Here is a 20,788-nt window from a genome sequence, read left to right as displayed (position 1 = left end):
GGATCAGCGCTGCCCGCGCACCCGTCGCACCGTGTCGCGGTACCAGTGCGCGCTGCGCTTCGGGGTACGCCGCTGGGTGTCGTAGTCCACCCGGACGATGCCGAACCGCTTGTCGTAGCCGTACGCCCACTCGAAGTTGTCCAGCAGCGACCAGGCGAAGTAGCCCCGCACGTCGGCCCCGGCCTGCCGCGCCCGGGCCACCGCCCGCAGGTGCTCGGCCAGGTACGCCACCCGATCGTCGTCGGCCACGAACCCGTCGGCGTCCGGCCGGTCGTCGAACGCCGCCCCGTTCTCGGTGACCACCAGCGGCACGCCCGGGTAGTCCCGGCTCAGCCGTACCAGCAGGTCGGTGAAGGACGCTGGCACGATCTCCCAGTCCATCGCGGTACGCGGCAGGTCCCGCCGGACCACCCGCCGCACCGGCCGACCCTCGTCGTCCCGCTCCCGGCCCCGCTCGTCCACCCCGGAGAAGAGCTGCCCGAAGTAGAAGTTGACGCCGAGCACCTCGATGGGGGACGAGATGACCGCCAGGTCGCCGTCCTCGATCGGGAGCTGGACGCCCTCGGCGGCCAGGTCCGCCACCACGTCCACCGGGTAGCGCCCGTGGAACAAAGGGTCCAGGTAGAGCCGGTTACCCAGCCCGTCGGAGGCCCGGGCGGCGTCCCGGTCGGCCGGGCTGTCGGTGGCCGGGTCCGCGGTGGCCAGGTTGACCGTGATGCCCAGCTCGATCGGGCCGGTCGCGGCCGCCCGCAGCCGCTGCACCGCCAGCCCGTGGCCGAGCAGCAGGTGGTGGGCGGCGGCGATCCCGTCGCCCAGGTCCCGCCGGCCCGGGGCGTGCTGGCCGTACGCGTAGCCGAGCATCGCCGAGCACCACGGCTCGTTGAGCGTCGTCCAGGTCTTCACCCGGTCGCCGAGCGCGGCGAAGACCAGCTCGGCGTAGTCGGCGAACCGGTACGCGGTGTCCCGGTGCGGCCAGCCGCCCGCGTCCTCCAGCTCCTGCGGCAGGTCCCAGTGATAGAGGGTCACCCACGGGTCGATGCCTCGGCCGAGCAGCTCGTCGACCAGCCGGTCGTAGAAGGCCAGCCCGGCCGGGTTGGCCGGCCCGCGCCCGCCCGGTTGCACCCGCGGCCAGGCCACCGAGAAGCGGTACGTGTCCAGCTCCAGGTCGGCGATGAGCCCGACGTCCTGCGGCATCCGGTGGTAGTGGTCGCAGGCCACGTCGCCGGTGTCGCCGTTGGCCACCGCCCCGGGAACGCGGCAGAAGGTGTCCCAGATGGACGGTGTGCGTCCGTCCTCGGCCACCGCCCCCTCGATCTGGTACGACGAGGTCGCCACCCCCCACCGGAAGGTCGGCGGGAGGGTGTCGATCGGGTCGGCCTGCCCGGGCGACGACTCCAGCTCGGCGGGTCTGACGCCGCGCCGCGACCTGGAGCCGTCGGTGGTCGCCGGGCGGGTGAGGTCGGTGTCCATGGTTCTCCTCGCGGTCGCGAATGTTCAGTCGGGCGGTGGTGGTCAGCGGGGGACCGGCTCGGCGGCGGGATGCAGCCAGCAGGCGACGGCGCGCCCCGGGCGGTCGTCGCCGGGCGGGCCCAGCGGCGGCAACTCCTTGTCGCACGGGCCGAACGCTTTCGGACAACGCGGGTGGAACGCGCATCCGCTCGGCATGGCGCGCAGGTCCGGCGGGGAGCCGGGGATGCCGGTCAGCTCGCGCCGGGGGCCGCGCAGCGCCGGGAAGGAGTGCAGTAACCCGTCGGTGTACGGGTGCAGGGCCCGCCGGTACAGCTCGACCGCGGGGGCCTCCTCGACGATCCGGCCGCCGTACATGATGGCGATCCGATCGGAGAACTCGACCAGCAGCGACAGGTCGTGGGTGATGAACAGCACCGCGAAGCCCAGCCGCTGCCGCAGCTCGGCGAGCTGGCCGAGGATCTGCCGCTGCATCACCACGTCGAGCGCGGTGGTCGGTTCGTCCATGATGACGACCTGCGGTTCCAGCGCCAGCGCCATGGCGATCATGACCCGTTGCCGCATCCCGCCGGAGAGCTGGTGCGGGTAGCTGTCCAGCCGGTCGGCGGAGATGCCGACCAGGCGCAGCAGCTCCCGCGCCCGGGCCAGCCGGCCCGCCGCCGTGCTTCTCGGCTCGTGCGCCTTGATCACGTCGAGCAGTTGGGTGGAGACCCGGTGCACCGGGTTGAGCGAGTTCATCGCGCCCTGGAACACGATGGACGTCTCCGCCCAGCGGAACTGCCGCAGCTTTGCCGGGGTCAGGGTCAGCACGTCGACCGGGAGGCCGTCGAGCGGGTGGTAGACCACCTGCCCGCCGCTGACCACCCCGGGTGGTGGCAGCAGCCGGGTCAGCCCGTACGCCAGCGTGGACTTGCCGCTGCCGCTCTCCCCGGCCAGCCCCAGCACCTCGCCCCGGTGCAGGGTCAGGTCGACGTCGCGGACGGCGTGTACCGCCTCGTCGCCGAGCCCGTAGTCGACGCGGAGCTTGCGGACCTCCAGGACCGGTTCGCTCATCGGTGCCTTCTTTCGTTCGCGGCTGTGGGGCTCCGCTTCGCTGCACTCCTCGCGCTCACCGGTGCCCTCCTTCTTTTGCGACGGCGGGCCGCCGGCGCGGGGCCGGGACGGCTGCGGCCGGCGCCAGGACGGGGGTGAAGCCCACCCGCATCCGTGCCGTGCGCCCGTCGGCGGTACGGATCCGGGCCCGGCCGCCGCTGCGCAGTCGAGGGCTGACGAACTCGTCGATGCCGAAGTTGATCAGCGCGAGGGCGGTGCCGAGCAGCGCGATGGCCAGCCCGGCCGGTACGAACCACCACCAGGCGCCCTGGGCGAGGGCCTGCTGGCCCTGTGCCCAGAACAGGATCGTGCCCCAGTTCCACGAGGAGACCGATGAGATGCCGATGAACGCGAGCGTGATCTCCGACATCACCGCGAAGATCACCGTGCCGACGAAGCCGGACGCGATGATCGCGGTGAGGTTGGGCAGGATCTCGAACAGGATGATGCGCCAGGTCCGCTCGCCGGTGGCCCGCGCCGCCTCGACATAGTCGCGGCGGCGCAGCGACAGCGTCTGGGCTCGCAGCACCCGGGCGCCCCACGCCCACGAGGTGCAACCGATGATGAGCGCGACCAACATGTCGCTGGCCTGGTCGACGATCGACGTCACGATGATGATCAGCGGCAACGCCGGGATGACCAGGAACACGTTGGACAGCGCCGAGCCCGCCTCGTCGGCCAACCCACCGAGGTAGCCGGACGTCACGCCGATGACGATGGACAGCATCGTCGCCAACACGCCGGCGAACAGGCCCACAAGAACCACGCTGCGGGTGCCGACCAGGATCTGACTGAAGATGTCCTGCCCGAGATGCGTGGTGCCGAACCAGTGGCTGGCCGACGGCGCCTGCAGGATGTCGCCGCTGCGACCGTCCGGGTCGTACGGGGCCACCCACGGCCCGATGATCGCGAAGAGGCCGTAGCCGGCCAGGACGACCACGCCGGTCGCGGTCTTGGCGTTGGTCAGGAAGCGGAACCGGCGCCGCCTCGTCCGGCCCGGCGCGGCCGACGGCTGGGCCATCGCGCCCTGGCCGGGGATGACCTGCTCGATACTCGACGGTGAGATCGTCATCGTTCAGCCACTCTTTCGGGTCCGCGGGTCGAGAAGCAGGTACGCGACGTCGGCGATGAGGTTCGCCACCAGCACGGAGATCGTGATGATCAGGAAGATCCCCTGCATCAGTGGGTAGTCCTTGTAGCCGACCGCCTGGAAGAGTTGGAAGCCGAGACCCGGGTACGAGAACACGATCTCCACGAGCAGGGTGCCGCCGACGATGAACCCGAGCGACAGCGCGAAGCCCGAGACGTTGGGCAGCAGCGCGTTGCGGGCGGCGTAGCTCAGGGCCACCCGGCGTTCCGACAGGCCCTTCGCGTGGGCGACCGTGATGTAGTCCTCGGACGACACGGTGACCATCATGTTGCGCATGCTGAGCAGCCAGCCGCTCATCGAGGAGACCAGGATGGTGGCGGCCGGCAGGATGCTGTGCCGGATCGCGCTCGGGATGAAGTACTGGTCGAACGCCGGCACGAGACCCGGCTCGTAGCCGCCGGACGACGGGAAGAAGCTGCCCGGCCCGGCGAACAGGGCGATCGCGACGAGACCCAGCCAGAAGTACGGGATCGAGGAGAGGAACGTCGTGGCCGGCAGCAGGGCGTCGATCCACGAGCCGCGCCGCCAGCCGGCGCCGACGCCGAGCGCCGTGCCGAGAAGGAAGCTGACGATCGTGGTGATGCCGACCAGGCCGACCGTCCACGGCAGGCTGTCGCCGATGACCGTCGACACCGGCGTCGGGAAGAACGTGAACGACAGGCCGAGGTCGCCGTGGAGGAGTTGCGTCCAGTAGTCGACGTACTGCTCAGCGAGGCTCTGGTTCTTGTCCAGTCCGAACAGCACGCGAAGCGACTGGATGGCGTCCGCGCTGATCCGGCCCTGGTTTCGCGAGATGAGGGCCTGGACCGGGTCGCCCGGGATCATGCGCGGGATGAAGAAGTTGAGCGTGATCGCCGCCCACGCCGTGAACAGGTAGAAGGCGATGCGCTGGAGCAGGAACTTCATCGACTCTCCCCCGAAGTGGCGGTGCCGTCCCCGAGGGCCGACGCCGGGGGCGGCGGGACGGCACCGGCGTCTTCGGCGGCGACGGTGGCCGGGTCGTAGAGCCAGCACGCCGCCCAGTGGCCGGGCCGGTCGGCGATCTCCAGCCGGGGCGGCAGGTCGACCGAGCAGCGGGGCATGGCGTGCGGGCAGCGCGGGTGGAACCGGCAGCCGGCCGGCGGCCGGATGAGGCTCGGCGGCTCCCCGTCGCCCCGGTCGTGTGCGGTGGCGGCTGCGGCGCCGGTGATGCTGTCGGGGTCGGGTGCCGACTCGATGAGCAGGCGGGTGTACGGGTGGGCCGGGCGCTGCGTGACCGTCTCGCTGTCGCCGCCCTCGACCATGCGGCCGGCGTACATCACGATCGTCTCGTCGGCGAAGTACCGGGCCGACGCGATGTCGTGCGTGATGTACAGGATGGCGAGGTCGAGCCGCTCCTTGAGGTCCCGCAGCAGGTTGAGCACGCCGAGGCGGATCGAGACGTCGAGCATGGAGACCGGCTCGTCGGCCAGCAGCACCTCCGGGGCGGCGCCGAGCGCCCGGGCGATCGCGACGCGCTGCCGCTGACCGCCGGAGAGCTCGTGCGGGAACGCGTCCAGGTAGCGCTCGGGCGGCGTGAGGCTGACCCGGGTGAGCAGATCGGCGAGCGCCCGGTCCAGGTCCTCGGCGGTGCGGCCGGCGTTGCCGTGGATGCGCAGCGACCGGCTCAGGTGATAGCGGATCGTGTGCACCGGGTTGAGCGACGCGAACGGGTCCTGCAGGATCAGCTGGACGCGTCGTACGTACGACCGGAACGCCCGGCCGCCGTGGACCCGGGTCGACACGCCGTGCAGCCGGACGTCGCCGGCGGTGCGGCGGTAGAGCTGGGCCAGCAGCCGGGCCACCGTGGACTTGCCGGATCCGGACTCACCGACCAGCGCGGTCACCTGGCCACGGCGTAGCGCGAACGATACGTCGTCGACGGCGTGGACGGCTGCCGGCGCCCGGGAGACGAGGTCGCGCAGCCGTCTGCGGACGGGGAAATGCTTGGTCAGGCCGACGGCCTCCAGCACCACTTCGTTTACCGGCGCCGCCGTGCTTTCGCTCAACGTCATGCCGAGTTTCCTGTCTTCGGGGTGTCTGTCACCGAGGGGTGCGCGGTGACCGTTGCGAACGTGGGAGTAGGCCTCCCCGGTCGGCCGTGGCCGACCGGGGAGGCGGTGTCGGTGGGTCAGCTGCCGGCGGGCTTGAGGTGCAGGACCACGTCCAGCGCGTTGGGCTGGGTGGGCTGCAGCGCGCCGTACGGGTTGGCGTCGTCCGGCCAGCCGGTCCAGTTCTTCGTGCTGTACGCGCCACCGATGTTGTCCGCGCCGACCGGGATCATCGGCATCTGCTCGACGAAGATCTTCTGCAACGTGTTCATCGCGGCGGTACGGGCGGCCTCGTCCGTCGCGTTGGCGTAGGACCGCAGGGCATCGGTCGCCTGCTGGTTGTTGAAGCGGCCGAAGTTGCCGGCCGGGGAGGCGGTGCCGATCGGCTTCAGCTGCGAGCCGTCCATGATGGTCCGGTAGATGTCGTACGGCGTGGCGCCGCCCTCGGTCCACCGGAAGGTCGCGTCGAAGTTGCCCTGCTCGACGTTGCGGAACCAGGCGTCCTGGTTGGCCTTGTCGACCGTGGCCGAGATACCGATCTTGGACAGGTTGTCCCGCACGATCTCGAGACTGGTCTGGTAGTCGGACCAACCGGCCGGGTCGGTCAGGGTCAGCTTGACCGGCTTGCCGGTCTTGTCCTTGAGGGTGTTGCCGTCGAGCTGGTAGCCGGCGCCGGTGAGCAGCGCCTTGGCGCCGTCGACGTCGACCTTGTGCTCCTGGCCCTTGAACTCGGCAGCGATGAACGTGTCACCGGCGGGGCTGGGCAGACCGGTCACGCTCTTCACGAGGGGGTGGAAGTAGCCGGCCTCGGCGGTGTTGAAGATGTCCTCGCGGTCGATGACCATGTTCATCGCCCGGCGCAGCACCGGGTCGTCGAACGGCTTCTTGGTGGTGTTGACGTACAGGCCGTGGATGCCCAGGACCGGTGGCGCCCACACCTTGTGGTGGGCCGGGTCCTTGTCGACGAAGACGGCCTGGTAGTTGGGGATGAAGACGAAGCTCCACTCCGACTCGCCGTTGGCCAGGGCGGTGGTCTGCGCGCTGTTGTCGGTGTACGACGTGAAGCGCAGCTCCTTGACCTTCGGCAGGTCCTGCCAGTAGCCGCCGTCCCGCACGGTCAGGGTCGTGGTGGCCGGGGTGAAGGACTTCAGCGTGTACGGGCCGCTGCCGACGGGCTGCTTGTTGGGGTCGGTCGTCGGGTCGCTGATCTTCTCCCAGATGTGCTTGGGGACGATCGGCACCCGGAACAGGACCTTCTGCTGGTTGACGAACTGCGGGCTGGCGATCTTGATGGTGACCTCGTTGCCGCTCGCCGTCGCGTCCGTGTACGGCACACCCTGGTCGTTCAGCGCCGGGTACTTCTTGACCAGGTTGTAGGTGAACGCCACGTCCTCGGCGGTGAGCTTCTGGCCGTCCGACCAGGTGGCGTTGTCCCTGATGGTGACCTTGACCGAGGTGTAGTCCGGCGACCATTCGGCCTTGCTGGCCAGCCACGGCTTCATCGGGTCGCTCGGCTTGACCGGGTTCCACATCATCAGCGGCTCGTAGATCTGCCAGCGGTAGCCCAGCGAGGCAGCGGCCGAGGTGGTGAGGAACGGATTGTGGTTCTCGGCCTGCGGGCCGTTCGGCATGCCGGCGTTCAGCACGGTGGCCGCCTGGCCCTTGTTCTTGTTCGCGTTCGGACTGTCGCCGCAGGCGGCGAGCGTTGCCAACGCCGTCACGCTCGCCAGGGCGAGAGCGAGGCTGCGTCTGACGCGCATGTGTTCCTCCCGGTCGTGGTGGGTTCGGTGGGTTCGTCGGCGGAGCGGGGTGTGCGTCACCGCGGCGGGACGTGCGGGACGTCCCGCCGGGGTCAGCGGATCTGCTGCTGGAACGGCTCCGGCACGGGCCGGCGCGGCCCGACGGCTCGGCGGTCGGCCGGCGCGGGCGCTCCGGTCGAGCCGCGGACGATGAGGGTGGTGGGAATGACGCGGGGGGTGTCGGGCAGCGGCACACCCTCGAAGTACGACAGGAGCATCCGGGCCGCGGCCTCTCCCATCTCGCGCATCGGTTGGTGCACCGTGGTCAGTGGTGGTTCGGTGTGCGCCGCGTACGGGACGTCGTCGAAACCGACGACCGCGACATCCTCCGGGACCCGGCGCCGCGCCTCGCGGATCGCCTGCAGGGCGCCGCCGGCCGACAGGTCGTTGTGGGCGAAGACGGCGTCGAAGTCGATGCCGGCCTCGGTCAGCCCCCGGACGGCGCGGCTGCCGCAGTCGAAGGTGAAGTCGCCCTCGACCACGAGCCGCGGATCCAGCGGCAGGTCGGCGGCCTCGTACGCCGCGACGAATCCGGCCAGCCGCTCCTGGGTGCAGCCGAACTCCTCGCAGCCCTTGATCACCAGTGGCCGGCGCCGACCCAGTTCGAGCAGGTGGCGCGCGGCTGACTCGCCACCCCTGCGGTTGGTCGTGGCCACGGACGGGAACGGCCGCTGATGACCGCGGTCGTCGATGAGGACCACCGGTAGGCCACCACCGTGCAGCTCGGCAATGTAGTCGAGGCTGCCCTCGGGCTCGATGACCAGCAGCCCGTCGAACGACTTCGCCGAGACCTGCGAGGCGAACTGCCGCAGCGACTCCTCGCCGCGGTTGCAGGTGAAGAGCAACAGCCCGTAGCCGGCGCTCTCCACCATGTCGACGGCACCCTGCAGCACCTCGCCCATCCATGGCCAGGTCAGCGCCGGCACCAGCATCCCCACCACCCCGGTCCGGCCGCGGGCGAGTCCGACCGCGCGGGCGCTCGGCACGTACCCCAGGTCGTTGATGACGGCCCGGACCCGGTCCGCGGTACGGACGTGCACCTCGCCCTTGCCGTTGAGCACCCGGGAGACGGTCGTCTTGCTCACCCCCGCCCGGGCCGCGACGTCGGCGATGGTGATCGGCACGTGACGCTCCCGGGTCGCAGAGGTGAGGCGGGTATTCCGGAACCGGTTGCGGAACCGGTTGCATCGCAGTGAATCGAAGTGGCGCCGGTCACGTCAATCACGGCCAGGTAACGAAACATGGCTAAGTTCAAAAGATTAAAAAAGTGGCTCACGCGCCGGCGTGGGGTGCCGCAAGGATCAGCCCGCTGAGCAGCTTCGATGTCCTCCGGCCGCCCGATCGGCGCGCTCGGCCTACGGCGTGCCCCGGCGCCGGCGGTGGTCCTCGGACACGCAGTACACGTCGCCGGAGTTGGCCTCGTGCGGCAGCGCCCACAGGTACGCCGCCACCTCCGCCGCCGGCAGCCAGTCCGGCAGGGCGAGGCCCATCTCGTCGCCGAGCGCGACGCTGAACCGGGTGAACCCGAGCCCGGTGAGCCGATCGAGGCAGCGCGGGGCCAGTTCCCGGGCGATCGTGGTGAACTCGAACGACAGTGCCGGCAGCGGCTGGTTCAAGCCGGCCAGCACGACGTCCTCGAACCCCTCCACGTCGATCTTCACGAAGGCCGGTACGCCGTGCGCGGCGATGAGCCGGTCGAGTGTGGTGGTGGCGACCTCGATCTCGGCGTCCCAGGTCTCGTGCGCCCAGCCCCCGGCGCCGGCCGCCGCTCGGACGAACTGGGGGGAGGCCGTGGAGATGGTCGGATTGGCGGAGTTGACGTGCAGCCGGACCCGGTCCTCGTGCGCCCCGCAGGCGGCCTCGACCACGATGACCCGGTCGTCGTCGCCGTAGAGCGCGCGCAGCGCCCGGACGCAGAGCGGCTGGGGCTCGACGGCCACCACCCGGGCGCCGAGGCGGCGGAAGCTGCCGAGCCGGTCGCCGACGTGCGCCCCGACGTCGAACACCAGGTCGCCGGGGCGGACGAACCGCGCGTAGAAGGCGTCCATCGCCGCGTCCCGGGCCGGGTCGCCGTAGTACGCCTCCAGTGACCGGCGCAGCCCCGACATGGTGGGATCCGCCTTGAGTGCCTTGATCACCCCGATATGAGCGCCCACTGCTCCGACCGTAGCCATGCCATCGGAAACCCGAAGGCCATTCGGGCAACCAAGCGGTCTGCCAGCAAGCCAGCCTCCTAGGATGCGCTGGCGGTAGTGACCAACCGTATGTGGCGGCATCCCAGGCATGGGATGCCGCCACATACGCGATCTGGACTGGGTCGAGCGTGCTCAGGGGGTGTCGACTACCTCCTGGCCCAGCGGCCAGAGCGCCGCCGGCACGAGCTTGAAGTTCGCCACCCCGAACGGGATGCCGATGATGGTGACGCAGAGGCCGACGCCGGCGACGATGTGGGAGAGCGCGAGCCACCAGCCGGCCAGCAGCACCCACAGCACGTTCGCGAGGCCGGAGGCGATCCCGGCGCCCGGCTTGGGGACGACGGTGCGGCCGAACGGCCACAGCGCGTACGACGCGAGGCGCAGCGACGCCACCCCGAACGGGATGGTGATCACCAACGCGAAGCAGATCAAGGCGGCCACCCCGTAGCCCAGGGCCAGGACGAGGCCGCCACCGAAGACGAGCCACAACAGGTTCAGTACGAAGCGCAGCACCCGTCCATGGTGACCGGGGCGCGCAAGATCCAACCAGTTCGCCCCGGTGTCCCACCGAGGGTGGCTGGGACACCGGGGCGACGGGTCAGGTCTGGTTGCCCGGTATCTTCTTGTAGTCCTGCGGGCTGACCCCCTGCGGGCGCGGGTCCTTCTGCCGCTGGCCGCCGCCCTGGTTGGCGTTGGCCGACCCGCCGAGCGCCTGGATCATCTCGTTCTTGTTCATCTGGTCGATGTTGTCGAGTCCGGCGCGCTCCGCCTGTTTGCGTAGTTCACCGGTCTTCATCTGGGCGGGATCGCGTCCCATCGCTCCTCCTTCGGTCCGGTCCCTGGTCGCTTACCCGTAGGTCGGCGGCAGCAACGTGGGTGGGCGCGGTCCCGCGGGGTGTCGGTCGATCAGCCGGCCGTCGGGGCCGGCCGGCGCCGGGCCGCCGGCAGCACCAGCGGGGTGCCGGTCTCCGGGTCCTCGATGACCCGGCAGGGCAGGCCGAACACCTCCTCGACCAGTTCGGCGGTGACGATCCGGCGGGGGTCGCCGGCCGCGACCACCCGCCCGTCGCGCAGCGCCACCAGGTGGGTGGCGTACCGGGCCGCCTGGTGCAGGTCGTGCAGCACGGCCACCAGGGTTCGGCCCTGCTCCTCGTGCAGCCGGGCGCACAGGTCCAGCACCTCGACCTGGTGTGCGATGTCCAGATAGGTCGTCGGCTCGTCGAGCAGCAGCAGGGGCGTCTGCTGGGCCAGCGCCATGGCGATCCAGACGCGCTGGCGCTGCCCGCCGGAGAGCTCGTCGACCGGGCGGTCGGCCAGGGTGGCCACCCCGGTGGCGGCCATCGCCTCGACGACCACCCGCTCGTCTTCGCGGGACCACTGCCGCAGCAGACCCTGGTGCGGGTAACGGCCGCGGTCGACCAGCTCGGCGACGGTGATGCCGTCCGGGGCGACCGCCGACTGGGGGAGCAGGCCGAGCGTACGGGCGACCTGTCTGGCGGGGCGGCGGTGGATGTCGGCGCCGTCGAGCAGCACCGTGCCCCGGGTGGGCCGCAGCAGCCGGGCGAGCGCGCGCAGCAGGGTCGACTTGCCGCAGGCGTTCGGGCCGATGATCACGGTGAAGGAACGATCGGGAACGGCCACCGTGAGGTTCTCGGCGACGGTGCGCCGGTCGTAGACGAGGGTCAGCGTCTCGCCGACCAGCCGGGCGGTGCCGGGTCGCATGGTGCGGATCTCCTTCTCGTCCGGTCGGGTCACCGCCGGCTCCCGCGTTCGCTGGCGAGCAGCCAGGCCAGGTAGCCGCCGCCGAGCACGCCGGTGACCACCCCGACGGGCAGTTGATGGCCGCCGACCGCGTGCTGTGCCACCTGGTCGGCGGCGACCAGCAGGGCGGCGCCGAGGGCGGCCGCGGGCAGCAGGTTCGGTCCCGGGGCGCGGGTCAGCCGGCGAGCCAGGTGGGGGGCGGCCAGGGCGAGGAACGACACCGGTCCGGCGGCCCCCGCGGCCAGGGAGACCAGCAGCACGGCCGCGCCGAGCGCGGCCAGGCGTACCCGGCGCACCGGGACACCGAGCGCGGCGGCGGTGTCGTCGCCCAGCTCGATCAGTCGCAGCGCCGGCGCGCGGGCGAGCAGCACGGCGGGGAGCACCGCCAGCGCGGCGAGCACCGGCAGGGCGTTGGCCCAGCCGCGTCCGTCCAGGCTGCCGGTGAGCCAGAGCGCGGCGCGGGCGGCGTCCGTCAGCGGGGCGCGGGTGAGCAGCCACCCGTTGACGCCGGTCAGGATCGCGGTGACTCCGATGCCCACCAGGACGAGCCGGTGGCCGGTCAGACCGCGCGGGCCGGCCAGCGCGGCCAGCAGCGCGCCGCTGGCGAGTCCGCCGGCGGCGGCCGCCGCGCCGAGGGCGATGCTGCTGCCGCCGAGCACGACCACGACCAGCGCGCCGGTGGCCGCGCCCTGGGTGACGCCGAGGATGTCGGGGCTGCCGAGCGGGTTGCGGGTCAGCGACTGGAACACCGCGCCGGCCAGGCCGAGGGCGGCCCCGACGGCGAGTGCCGTGGCGAGTCGGGGCAGGCGCAGCTCGGTGACCACGAACCGTTCGGCGGGGGTGCCGCCGCCGGCGAGGACCCGCAGCACCTCGGCGGGGCTGATCGGGTAGTCGCCCGCGCCGACGGCCAGCACGGCGAGGCTCGCCGCGAGCAGCGTGCCGGCGCCGCCGACGACCAGGGCGCGGGTGTGCAGGCGCAGCGACAGCCCGCCGGGGAGGCGCAGCACGATCATGGGCGGGCCAGCTGTCCGCGCCGGACCAGGTGCAGGAAGAGCGGGCCGCCGAGCACGGCGGTGACCAGGCCGACCTGGAGTTCGCCTGGGCGGCCGAGCACGCGTCCGGCGATGTCCGCGGTGAGCAGCAGCACCGGGGCGAACACGGCGCAGTACGGCAGCAGCCGGCGCGGATCGGGGCCGGTGAGGGCGCGGACCAGGTGTGGTGCGAGCAGCCCGACGAAGACGAGCGGACCGCATGCGGCGGTGGCCGCCCCGCACAGCAGCGTGACGGCCGCGACGACGGCGGCCCGGACCAGGCCGGGGCGGGCGCCGAGGGCGCGGGCGGAATCGTCGCCGAGGGCGAGCGCGCCGAGCGGCCGGGCCGCGAGCAGGGCGAGCAGCAGTCCGGCCAGGACGAAGGGCAGCAGCTGGGGGACGGTGTCGGTGCGCGCCCCCGCGAGGGAGCCGACGGTCCAGAACCGCAGCCGTTCCAGGGACGTGGTGTCGAGCAGCATGATCGCGCTGACGTACGAGTAGAGGGCGGCGTTAAGTGCCGCGCCGGCCAGGGCCAGCCGGGTGGGGGTGGCGTGCCGGCCGCCGGCCACGGCGTGCACGCCGACGGTGACCAGGGCGGCGCCGAGCAGCGCGTACCAGACCTGCTGGTTCAGGGCGGTGACGCCGAGGGCGAGGGTGGCGGTGGCCACGGCGGCGGAGGCGCCGGCGTTGATGCCGAGCAGGCCGGGGTCGGCGAGCGGGTTGCGGGTCAGTGTCTGCATGGCGGCGCCGGCGACGCCGAGCGCGGCGCCGGCGACGAGGCCGAGCAGCGTACGGGGCAGCCGCATCCGGTGTACGACGGCGTAGTCGGGGGAGGCGGGGTCGGTCAGGCCGTGCCACACGTCCGCGAGGGGCAGGGGTTTCGCGCCGACGGCGATGCTGAGCACGGCGACCGTGCCGAGCAGCAGCAGCCCGACGGCCAGGCCGGTGGCGGGTGCGCCGCGACGTCGCTGCGGCGTGGGTGGGGCGGCGCTTCGTGGTGAGGCGATGACGGACAGTGTGGACTCCGGTTGGTGGAACGGGCTTGACAGCAAGTTAGGTTAGGTTAACCTAACTTCGCTGTCCATCGTCATTTTCCGACCCGTACCGAAAGACACCGTCATGCCCGAAGCCCTGTCCGGCCGCCGGCTCTCCCGCCGTGGCCTGCTCGCCGCCGGCGGCGCCGCCGGCCTCACCGCCCTCCTCGCCGGCTGCGGTGGCGGCGGCGACACCGCCACCGCGCCGAGCGGCGGCCCCTGGTCCTTCACCGACGACCGCCAGCAGCAGGTCGACGTCGCCCGGCGGCCCTCGCGGGTCGTCGCCTTCACCGGGGTGGCCGCCGCCCTGGTCGACTTCGGACTCGACACGCAGATCGTCGGCGTGTTCGGCGAGACCCGACGCGCCGACGGCACCCGCGACCCGCAGGCCGGCGACCTCGACGTGGACCGCGTCGAGCTCCTCGGCAACGCTTGGGGCGAGTTCAACCTGGAGAAGTACGCGGCGCTGCGCCCCGACCTGCTCGTCACCCACATGTACGACCCGGGCGCGCTCTGGTACGTCCCGGACGAGAGCAAGGCCAAGATCCTCCCGCTCGCGCCGAGCATCGCGGTGGCCACCGCCCGGGTGCCGATGACCCGGCCCATCGAGCGGTACGCCCAACTCGCCGAGTCCCTCGGCGCCGACCTGTCCGCATCGAAGGTCACCACGGCGAAGGCCCGGTTCGCCGCCGCCGCCGACGCCGTCCGCCAGGCCGTGAAGGCCAACCCGGGCCTCCGGGTGATGGCCGCCTCCGGCAGCCCCGACCTGTTCTACGTCTCCAACCCGAAGGTCAGCACCGACCTGATGTACTTCGCCGAACTCGGCGTCGACCTCGTGCTGCCCACCAAGCTCGAACAGGGGGACTACTTCGAGGCCCTGAGCTGGGAGAACGCCGGCAAGTTCCCGGCCGACCTGATCCTGCTCGACAACCGCTCCACCGCGTTGCAGGCCAAGGACCTCACCGCCAAGCCCACCTGGACCCAACTGCCCGCCGTCCGCGCCGGCCAGGTCACCCCGTGGGACGCGGTGCCCCGCTTCTCGTACGCGGGGGCGGCCTCGCTGCTGGAGAACCTGGCCCGCGCGATCCGCGACGCCAGGAAGGTCACCACGTGACCACCGCCGCCGTCGCCCTGCGGTACCGCTTCTACGCCGCCCGGGTCGTCGCCATCCGCCCCGTCGGCGCCTGCCTGGTCCGGGTCACTCTCGGCGGTGACGACCTCGCCGGCTTCCCCGGCGGCGGTCGGGATCAGAGCGTTTCCCTCTTCCTGCCCCACCCCGGCCAGGCCGCCCCGGTCGTGCCGGTCGAGGCGGGGGAGGACTGGCACGCCGCCTGGCGGGACCTCGACCCGCAGGTCCGGGCGGTGATGCGCTCGTACACCATCCGCGCCCAACGCCCGGAGCTGGCCGAGGTGGACATCGACATCGTTCGCCACGGCGACACCGCCCCGGCCACCCGGTGGGCCGGGCGGGCCCGGCCCGGCGATCGGGTGCTGCTGCTCGGCCCGGCCGTGCCCGACGAGCGCAGCGTCCGCTTCCGGCCACCCGCCGGCACCGACGCGGTGCTGCTGGTGGCCGACGAGACCGCGTTGCCCGCCGTCGCCGGCATCCTCGACTGGCTTCCCGCCGGCACCCCGGCCCGCGCCTTCGTCGAGGTCCCGGGCGCCGCCGACATCCAACCGCTGCCCAGCGCCGCCCGCGCCGAGGTGACCTGGCTGGTCCGTGGCGGCACCGCCCCCGGCACCACCCTGCTGGCCGATGCCCTGCGCGCCGCGCGGCTGCCGGGCACCACCCCGTACGCCTGGATCGCCGGTGAGGCCGGCATGGTCCGGGCCGTGCGCCGGCACCTGGTCGGCGAGCGCCGCCTGGACCGCGCCCGGGTCACCTTCACCGGCTACTGGCGCCGCGGCGCGTCGGAGGAGGACCTCCGCGCCGAGACCGCCACCGCCTGACCGTTCCCATCCTCGTCTGACCCAGCCCGCCGCCCCGCGCCGACGGGCCGGCGCCGGCTGCCCACGATCCGTGGAGGACCCACCATGACCACACAGGCGCACCCTGTCGCGGCGGCGCCGCCCCGACCCGGGCCGGCCGCCCGCGTCGACTTGCTGCACGCCGGCTCGGCCGAACGCTACCGTCGGCTCGTCGCCGCCGGCGTCGACCGGGTGGCCCGGCGGGTGGCCGGCGTCGACGGGCCGTGCACCGGCGTCGGCCCGGACGTGCTGACCCGCCGCATCGACCCGATCGACCTGGACCGGCCGCTCGGCGACCCGATCGCCGCCCTCGACGAACTCGAGGACGTCTACCTGCGCGACGCCGTCTGGTTCCACCATCCCCGCTACCTGGCCCACCTCAACTGCCCGGTGGCGCTGCCGGCGCTGCTCGGCGAGGCCGTGCTCAGCGCGGTCAACTCCTCGCTGGACACCTGGGACCAGAGCGGCGGGGCGACGCTCATCGAGCGCCGCCTGATCGGCTGGACCGCCGGGCGGCTCGGCCTCGGGTCCACCGCCGACGGCGTGTTCACCAGCGGAGGCAGCCAGTCCAACCTCCAGGCCCTGCTGCTGGCCCGCGAGGAGGCCTGCGCCCGCCACGGCGCCGGTCGGGAGCTGCTGCCTCGGCTGCGGGTCCTCGTCTCCGCGGCCGGACACTTCAGCGTCCGCAAGTCCGCCGACCTGCTCGGCCTCGCACCGGAGGCCGTGGTCGCCGTGCCCACCGACGCCGGGCGGCGGATGCGGCCCGAGGCGGTACGCCGCGAACTGGACCGCTGCCGTCAGGCCGGAGGGGTGCCGATGGCGGTGGTGGCGACCGCCGGCACCACCGACTTCGGCAGCATCGATCCGCTGCCCGAGCTCGCCGAACTGTGCGCCATCGACCGGGTGTGGCTGCACGTCGACGCCGCGTACGGCTGCGGGCTGCTCGTCTCGCCGACCCGGCGGCACCTGCTGGCCGGCGTCGAGGGGGCCGACTCGGTCACCGTCGACTTCCACAAGTCGTTCTTCCAGCCGGTCTCCTCCAGCGCGGTGCTGGTCCGCGACCGGCGGACCCTGCGGCACGCCACCTACCACGCCGACTACCTCAACCCGGCCCGATCCACCCAGCCCAACCAGGTCGACAAGAGCCTGCAGACCACCCGCCGGTTCGACGCGCTCAAACTCTGGCTGACCCTGCGGGTGCTGGGCCCGGACGCGGTCGGCGCCCTCTTCGACGAGGTGCTCGACCGGGCCGCCGCCGCCTGGTCGCTGGTCGACGCCGATCCGCGCTTCGAGGCGCTGGCCGGCTCGCCGCTGAGCACCGTGGTCTTCCGCTACCTGCCCGTGGACCGGTTCCGCGCCGACGAGGCGAACCGGCACGCCCGCGCGGCCCTGGCCGCCTCCGGGGCGGCCATGGTCGCCGCCACCGTCGTCGACGGCCGACAGTTCCTGAAGTTCACCCTGCTCAACCCGGAGACCACCGTCGCCGACGTCGGGCAGGTGCTGGACCTGATCGCCGCCCACGCCGGCGGGTACGCCCGGTGAGCGCGCGGAGTGGGCTGGCGAGCCCCGCCGTCGCGAACGGAAGGCGGGCACGGTGAGCGACCGCGACTTCATCGCCGTCGGGCTCGGCCCCTACAACCTCGGGCTGGCCTGCCTCACCGCGCCGATCGCCGACCTGGACGGGCTGTTCCTGGAGGCCCGCCCCGACGTCGCCTGGCACCCCGGCATGCTGCTGGACACCGCCCGGCTGCAGACCCCGTTCCTGGCCGACCTGGTCACCCTGGCCGACCCGACCTCGCCGTACTCCTTCCTGGCCTTCCTCAAGGCGACCGGCCGGCTCTACCCGTTCTACATCCGGGAGAGCTTCTTCCCGCTGCGCGTCGAGTACGACGCCTACTGCCGCTGGGCCGCCGGCAAGCTCGGCAACCTCCGCTTCGGCCACCAGGTCACCGCCGTCGAGTACGACCCGGCCGACGACCGGTACGTGGTGCACGCCGCCACCGGCGGCCGGACCGCCACCCACCGGGCCCGGCACCTCGTGCTCGGCACCGGCACCCCGCCGTACGTGCCGGACGCCTGCGCCGGCCTTGACGCCGTGCACACCTCCCGCTACCTGGACCACCGGGCCGCGCTGCGCCGTCGCCGCAGCATCACCCTGCTCGGCAGCGGGCAGAGCGCCGCCGAGGTCTTCCACGACCTGCTCACCGACCTCGACCCGGACCAACGGAAGCTCACTTGGGTGACCCGCTCGCCCCGCTTCTTCCCCCTCGAATACACCAAGCTCACCCTGGAGCTGACCTCACCCGACTACGTGGACTACTTCCACTCGCTGCCCGAGCCGACCCGCTACCGGCTCGAAGCCGAACAGCACGGGCTGTTCAAGGGCATCGACGGCGACCTGGTCAACGCGATCTTCGACCTGCTCTACGCGCGCAGCGCCGCCGGCCCGCTGCCCGTCCGGCTGCTCACCAACACCGAGCTGACCAGCGCCCGCCGCGACCCCGCCACCGGCGGCTACACGCTCGGCCTGTGCCACCTCGAACAGGGCCGCGACCTTACCCTGCACACCGAGGCCCTGGTGCTCGGCACCGGCTACCGCTACCGGGTGCCGGACTTCCTCGCCCCGGTCCGCGGCCGGATCCGCTGGGACGGCCACGGCCGTTTCGCGGTCGCCCGCAACTACAGCATCGACCACACCGGCCGGGGCATCTTCCTGCAGAACGCCGGCACCCACACGCACAGCGTCACCTCCCCCGACCTGGGCATGGGCGCCTACCGCAACTCGCTGATCATCCGGGAGCTGCTCGGCCGGGAGCACTACCCGATCGAGCGCCGCATCGCCTTCCAGGAGTTCGGGGTGCCGGCGTGACGGTCTACACCCGACAGGATCCCCGGCTGGGGGCATTCAGCCTGCGTGCCCTTGACCCGGTCGCCGACGCCGCGCTGCTGCACCGCTGGGTCACCCACCCGAAGGCGGTGTTCTGGCAGATGACCGACGCCGACCCGGCCGCGGTCACTGCCGAATACCAGCGGATCGCCGCCCACCCGCACCACGACGCCTACCTCGGGCTGTGGCGTGGCACCCCCACCTTCCTCGCCGAACGCTACGACCCGGCGCACGTCGAACTGGTCGGCCGGTACGACGCCCGCCCCGGCGACGTCGGCATGCACTTCCTCTGCGCCCCCACCGACACCCCCGTCGCCGGCTTCACCCAGGCGGTCATCACCACCGTCCTGGCCTGGCTCTTCGCCGACCCGGCGGTGCGCCGGGTGGTGGTGGAACCGGACGTGCGCAACACCGCCGTGCACGCCCTCAACGCGGCGGTCGGCTTCACCGTCGTCGGCCCGGTCGCCCTGCCCGGCAAGACCGCCCTGCTCAGCACCTGCACCCGGGAGCGGTTCCGCGCCGCCACGGGCCACCCGGAAGGACCCGCCGCATGACCCCGACCCAGGCCGTCGCGCACCTCACCCCGCAGCTCTGGGCGCGCGCCAATCGCCATCTGGTCCGCAAGGCCCTGGCCGAGTTCGCCCATGAACGGCTGATCATCCCCGTGGCGGTCGACGGCGGATACCTGGTGCGCGCCGGGGACGTCGCGTACCGGTTCAGCGCGGCGCGGCGCGCCCTGGACCACTGGGAGATCGACTCGGACAGCATCCGCCGCACCCGCGACGGTCGGGACGCGCCGCTCGACGCCGTCGAGCTCTGCCTGGAGCTGCGCGACGCGCTCGGGCTGACCGACCGGACCCTGCCGCTGTACCTGGAGGAGGTCACCGCCACCCTGGCCGCCCTCGCCGACCGGCCGCCGCGCCCAGCCGTCCGCCGCCGACCTCGTCGAGGCGGACTTCCAGAGCGTCGAGGCCGCGATGACCGAAGGACACCCGTGCTTCGTGGCCAACGGGGGCCGGCTCGGTTTCGGCGTCGACGACCACCACCGGTACGCCCCGGAGGTGGCCGCCGAGGTGCGGCTGGTCTGGCTGGCCGCCCACCGCGACCACTCGACCTTCAGCGCCGGCGCCGGCCTGGACCACGACCACCTGATCCGCGCCGAACTGGACGCCGGCACGCTGGCCCGGTTCGCCGCCACCCTCGCCGATCTCGGTCTCGACCTCGCCGACCACCACCTCATCCCGGTGCGGTGCACCCGTGGCAGTGGTGGAACAAGCTCGCGGTCACCTTCGCCGGGGAAGTCGCCGCCCGCCGGCTGGTCTGCCTCGGTGAGGGCCCGGACGCGTACCACGCCCAGCAGTCGGTGCGGACCTTCTTCAACGTCACCGCGCCGCACCGGCACTACGTCAAGACCGCCCTGTCCGTGCTGAACATGGGCTTCATGCGTGGGCTGTCCGCCGCGTACATGGTGGCCACCCCGGCCATCAACGACTGGCTCGCCGCGCTGATCGCCGGCGACGAGGTGTTCACCCGCACCGGGCTGTCGATTCTGCGGGAACGCGCCGCCGTCGGCTACCGGCACCGGCAGTACGAGGCGGCCACCGACCGGCACTCGCCGTACCGGAAGATGCTGGCCGCGCTGTGGCGGGAGAGCCCGCTGCCCGGCCTGCCGCCGGGGCGGCGGCTGGCCACCATGGCCGCGCTGCTGCACCGCGATGCGGCCGGCCGCCCCCTGGCCGGGGCGCTGATCGCCCGTTCGGGCCGGCCGCCCGAGGCGTGGCTGCGCGGCTACCTGGACGCCTACCTGGTCCCGCTGCTGCACGCCTTCTACGCCCACGACCTGGTCTTCATGCCGCACGGCGAGAACGTCATCCTCGTGCTGCACGACGGGGTCGTGGAACGGTTCATCCTCAAGGACATCGCCGAGGAGATCGCCGTGCTGAGCCCCGACGCGCCGCTGCCGCCGGCGGTGGAACGGATCCGCGCGGCCGTGCCCGAGGAGCTGCGGCTGTTGTCGATCTTCACCGACGTCTTCGACTGTTTCCTTCGCCATCTCGCGGCGCTGCTGGCCGCCGACGGCCTCCTCGACGAGGAGACGTTCTGGCGGACCGTGGCCGAGTGCGCGGCCGACTATCAGGCGGCCGTGCCGCACCTGGCCGAGCGGTTCCGGCGGTACGACCTGTTCGCGTCCCGGTTCGCGCGGTCCTGCCTCAACCGGCTGCAGTTGCGCGACAACCAGCAGATGGTCGACCTGGCCGACCCGTCCGGCGCGCTGCAACTGGTCGGCGAGCTGACCAACCCGATCGCCCGGCACGCCCCGACCCGCGCCGACTGA

The 20,788-nt window shown here is 72.6% G+C and carries 18 protein-coding genes and 1 pseudogene; 6 read left to right on the top strand and 13 right to left on the bottom strand.

Annotated features, from left to right (window positions below):
• Positions 1-3: 3 nt before the first annotated feature.
• The 13 genes from A6A27_RS14575 to A6A27_RS14515 form a co-directional block, all read right to left on the bottom strand.
• Positions 4-1,470 carry a GH1 family beta-glucosidase gene (locus A6A27_RS14575; RefSeq protein ID WP_083672599.1) on the bottom strand — a complete coding sequence of 489 codons (1,467 nt, stop codon included), beginning with the start codon at positions 1,468-1,470 and terminating at the stop codon, positions 4-6.
• Between the two features lie 42 nt (positions 1,471-1,512).
• Positions 1,513-2,520 (bottom strand): ABC transporter ATP-binding protein, encoded by a 1,008-nt coding sequence (locus tag A6A27_RS14570; RefSeq protein ID WP_073835138.1) that lies wholly within the window; start codon positions 2,518-2,520, stop codon positions 1,513-1,515.
• A gap of 55 nt (positions 2,521-2,575) precedes the next feature.
• Complete coding sequence (locus A6A27_RS14565) at positions 2,576-3,631, bottom strand: ABC transporter permease (protein ID WP_073835137.1); 1,056 nt, start codon at positions 3,629-3,631, stop codon at positions 2,576-2,578.
• 3 nt (positions 3,632-3,634) lie between these two features.
• The gene (locus A6A27_RS14560) at positions 3,635-4,615 is read right to left on the bottom strand and encodes an ABC transporter permease (RefSeq protein WP_073835136.1); all 981 of its coding nucleotides are present in this window, start codon (positions 4,613-4,615) and stop codon (positions 3,635-3,637) included.
• Positions 4,612-5,742: an ABC transporter ATP-binding protein gene (locus A6A27_RS14555; RefSeq protein ID WP_073835135.1), complete on the bottom strand. Its 1,131-nt coding sequence runs from the start codon at positions 5,740-5,742 to the stop codon at positions 4,612-4,614. The genes A6A27_RS14560 and A6A27_RS14555 overlap by 4 nt, the downstream gene beginning before the upstream one ends.
• Positions 5,743-5,858: 116 nt before the next feature.
• Positions 5,859-7,538, bottom strand: a complete 1,680-nt coding sequence (locus A6A27_RS14550; RefSeq protein WP_073835134.1) for an ABC transporter substrate-binding protein — start codon at positions 7,536-7,538, stop codon at positions 5,859-5,861.
• A gap of 92 nt (positions 7,539-7,630) precedes the next feature.
• On the bottom strand, positions 7,631-8,701 hold the full coding sequence (locus A6A27_RS14545) for a LacI family DNA-binding transcriptional regulator (protein WP_083672598.1): 1,071 nt from the start codon (positions 8,699-8,701) through the stop codon (positions 7,631-7,633).
• Positions 8,702-8,932: 231 nt separating this feature from the next.
• Positions 8,933-9,685: an FkbM family methyltransferase gene (locus A6A27_RS14540; RefSeq protein WP_241825267.1), complete on the bottom strand. Its 753-nt coding sequence runs from the start codon at positions 9,683-9,685 to the stop codon at positions 8,933-8,935.
• A gap of 219 nt (positions 9,686-9,904) precedes the next feature.
• On the bottom strand, positions 9,905-10,285 hold the full coding sequence (locus A6A27_RS14535; protein ID WP_083672596.1) for a YccF domain-containing protein: 381 nt from the start codon (positions 10,283-10,285) through the stop codon (positions 9,905-9,907).
• An 85-nt stretch (positions 10,286-10,370) separates the two neighbouring features.
• A complete protein-coding gene (locus A6A27_RS14530) occupies positions 10,371-10,589 on the bottom strand; it encodes a Rho termination factor N-terminal domain-containing protein (protein ID WP_073835131.1) in 219 nt (72 codons plus the stop codon).
• Positions 10,590-10,678: 89 nt separating this feature from the next.
• Positions 10,679-11,494 carry an ABC transporter ATP-binding protein gene (locus tag A6A27_RS14525; RefSeq protein WP_073835223.1) on the bottom strand — a complete coding sequence of 272 codons (816 nt, stop codon included), beginning with the start codon at positions 11,492-11,494 and terminating at the stop codon, positions 10,679-10,681.
• A 29-nt stretch (positions 11,495-11,523) separates the two neighbouring features.
• Positions 11,524-12,546 (bottom strand): FecCD family ABC transporter permease, encoded by a 1,023-nt coding sequence (locus A6A27_RS14520; protein WP_073835130.1) that lies wholly within the window; start codon positions 12,544-12,546, stop codon positions 11,524-11,526.
• Positions 12,543-13,616 carry a FecCD family ABC transporter permease gene (locus A6A27_RS14515; RefSeq protein WP_073835129.1) on the bottom strand — a complete coding sequence of 358 codons (1,074 nt, stop codon included), beginning with the start codon at positions 13,614-13,616 and terminating at the stop codon, positions 12,543-12,545. Before A6A27_RS14515 ends, A6A27_RS14520 begins: the two co-directional genes overlap by 4 nt.
• Before the next feature lie 67 nt (positions 13,617-13,683).
• On the opposite strand from A6A27_RS14515, the gene A6A27_RS14510 reads away from it, so the two are divergent.
• The 6 genes and pseudogenes from A6A27_RS14510 (at position 13,684) to A6A27_RS14485 (ending at position 20,788) form a co-directional block, all read left to right on the top strand.
• Positions 13,684-14,712, top strand: a complete 1,029-nt coding sequence (locus tag A6A27_RS14510) for an ABC transporter substrate-binding protein (RefSeq protein WP_073835128.1) — start codon at positions 13,684-13,686, stop codon at positions 14,710-14,712.
• Positions 14,709-15,548 (top strand): siderophore-interacting protein, encoded by an 840-nt coding sequence (locus A6A27_RS14505; protein WP_073835127.1) that lies wholly within the window; start codon positions 14,709-14,711, stop codon positions 15,546-15,548. The genes A6A27_RS14510 and A6A27_RS14505 overlap by 4 nt, the downstream gene beginning before the upstream one ends.
• Positions 15,549-15,632: 84 nt before the next feature.
• Complete coding sequence (locus A6A27_RS14500; protein WP_073835126.1) at positions 15,633-17,108, top strand: pyridoxal phosphate-dependent decarboxylase family protein; 1,476 nt, start codon at positions 15,633-15,635, stop codon at positions 17,106-17,108.
• Between the two features lie 52 nt (positions 17,109-17,160).
• Positions 17,161-18,435 carry a lysine N(6)-hydroxylase/L-ornithine N(5)-oxygenase family protein gene (locus A6A27_RS14495; RefSeq protein WP_073835125.1) on the top strand — a complete coding sequence of 425 codons (1,275 nt, stop codon included), beginning with the start codon at positions 17,161-17,163 and terminating at the stop codon, positions 18,433-18,435.
• Positions 18,432-19,007, top strand: a complete 576-nt coding sequence (locus tag A6A27_RS14490; RefSeq protein ID WP_073835124.1) for a GNAT family N-acetyltransferase — start codon at positions 18,432-18,434, stop codon at positions 19,005-19,007. Before A6A27_RS14495 ends, A6A27_RS14490 begins: the two co-directional genes overlap by 4 nt.
• A pseudogene (locus A6A27_RS14485) lies at positions 19,004-20,788 on the top strand (IucA/IucC family protein). Before A6A27_RS14490 ends, A6A27_RS14485 begins: the two are co-directional and overlap by 4 nt.

This window comes from Micromonospora sp. CB01531 (assembly GCF_001905095.1).
GTDB lineage: Bacteria > Actinomycetota > Actinomycetes > Mycobacteriales > Micromonosporaceae > Micromonospora.
The sequence above is the reverse complement of the archived record's forward strand: the minus strand, read 5'-3'. Positions and strand labels throughout refer to the sequence as shown.

Excerpts from the sequence above, each read along its gene's own strand:
- A6A27_RS14575 (WP_083672599.1), bottom strand. The coding sequence starts at position 1,470 with ATGGACACCGACCTCACCCGCCCGGCGACCACCGACGGCTCCAGGTCG.
- A6A27_RS14570 (WP_073835138.1), bottom strand. The coding sequence starts at position 2,520 with ATGAGCGAACCGGTCCTGGAGGTCCGCAAGCTCCGCGTCGACTACGGG.
- A6A27_RS14565 (WP_073835137.1), bottom strand. The coding sequence starts at position 3,631 with ATGACGATCTCACCGTCGAGTATCGAGCAGGTCATCCCCGGCCAGGGC.
- A6A27_RS14560 (WP_073835136.1), bottom strand. The coding sequence starts at position 4,615 with ATGAAGTTCCTGCTCCAGCGCATCGCCTTCTACCTGTTCACGGCGTGG.
- A6A27_RS14555 (WP_073835135.1), bottom strand. The coding sequence starts at position 5,742 with ATGACGTTGAGCGAAAGCACGGCGGCGCCGGTAAACGAAGTGGTGCTG.
- A6A27_RS14550 (WP_073835134.1), bottom strand. The coding sequence starts at position 7,538 with ATGCGCGTCAGACGCAGCCTCGCTCTCGCCCTGGCGAGCGTGACGGCG.
- A6A27_RS14540 (WP_241825267.1), bottom strand. The coding sequence starts at position 9,685 with ATGTCGGGGCTGCGCCGGTCACTGGAGGCGTACTACGGCGACCCGGCC.
- A6A27_RS14530 (WP_073835131.1), bottom strand. The coding sequence starts at position 10,589 with ATGGGACGCGATCCCGCCCAGATGAAGACCGGTGAACTACGCAAACAG.
- A6A27_RS14525 (WP_073835223.1), bottom strand. The coding sequence starts at position 11,494 with ATGCGACCCGGCACCGCCCGGCTGGTCGGCGAGACGCTGACCCTCGTC.
- A6A27_RS14520 (WP_073835130.1), bottom strand. The coding sequence starts at position 12,546 with ATGATCGTGCTGCGCCTCCCCGGCGGGCTGTCGCTGCGCCTGCACACC.
- A6A27_RS14510 (WP_073835128.1), top strand. The coding sequence starts at position 13,684 with ATGCCCGAAGCCCTGTCCGGCCGCCGGCTCTCCCGCCGTGGCCTGCTC.
- A6A27_RS14500 (WP_073835126.1), top strand. The coding sequence starts at position 15,633 with ATGACCACACAGGCGCACCCTGTCGCGGCGGCGCCGCCCCGACCCGGG.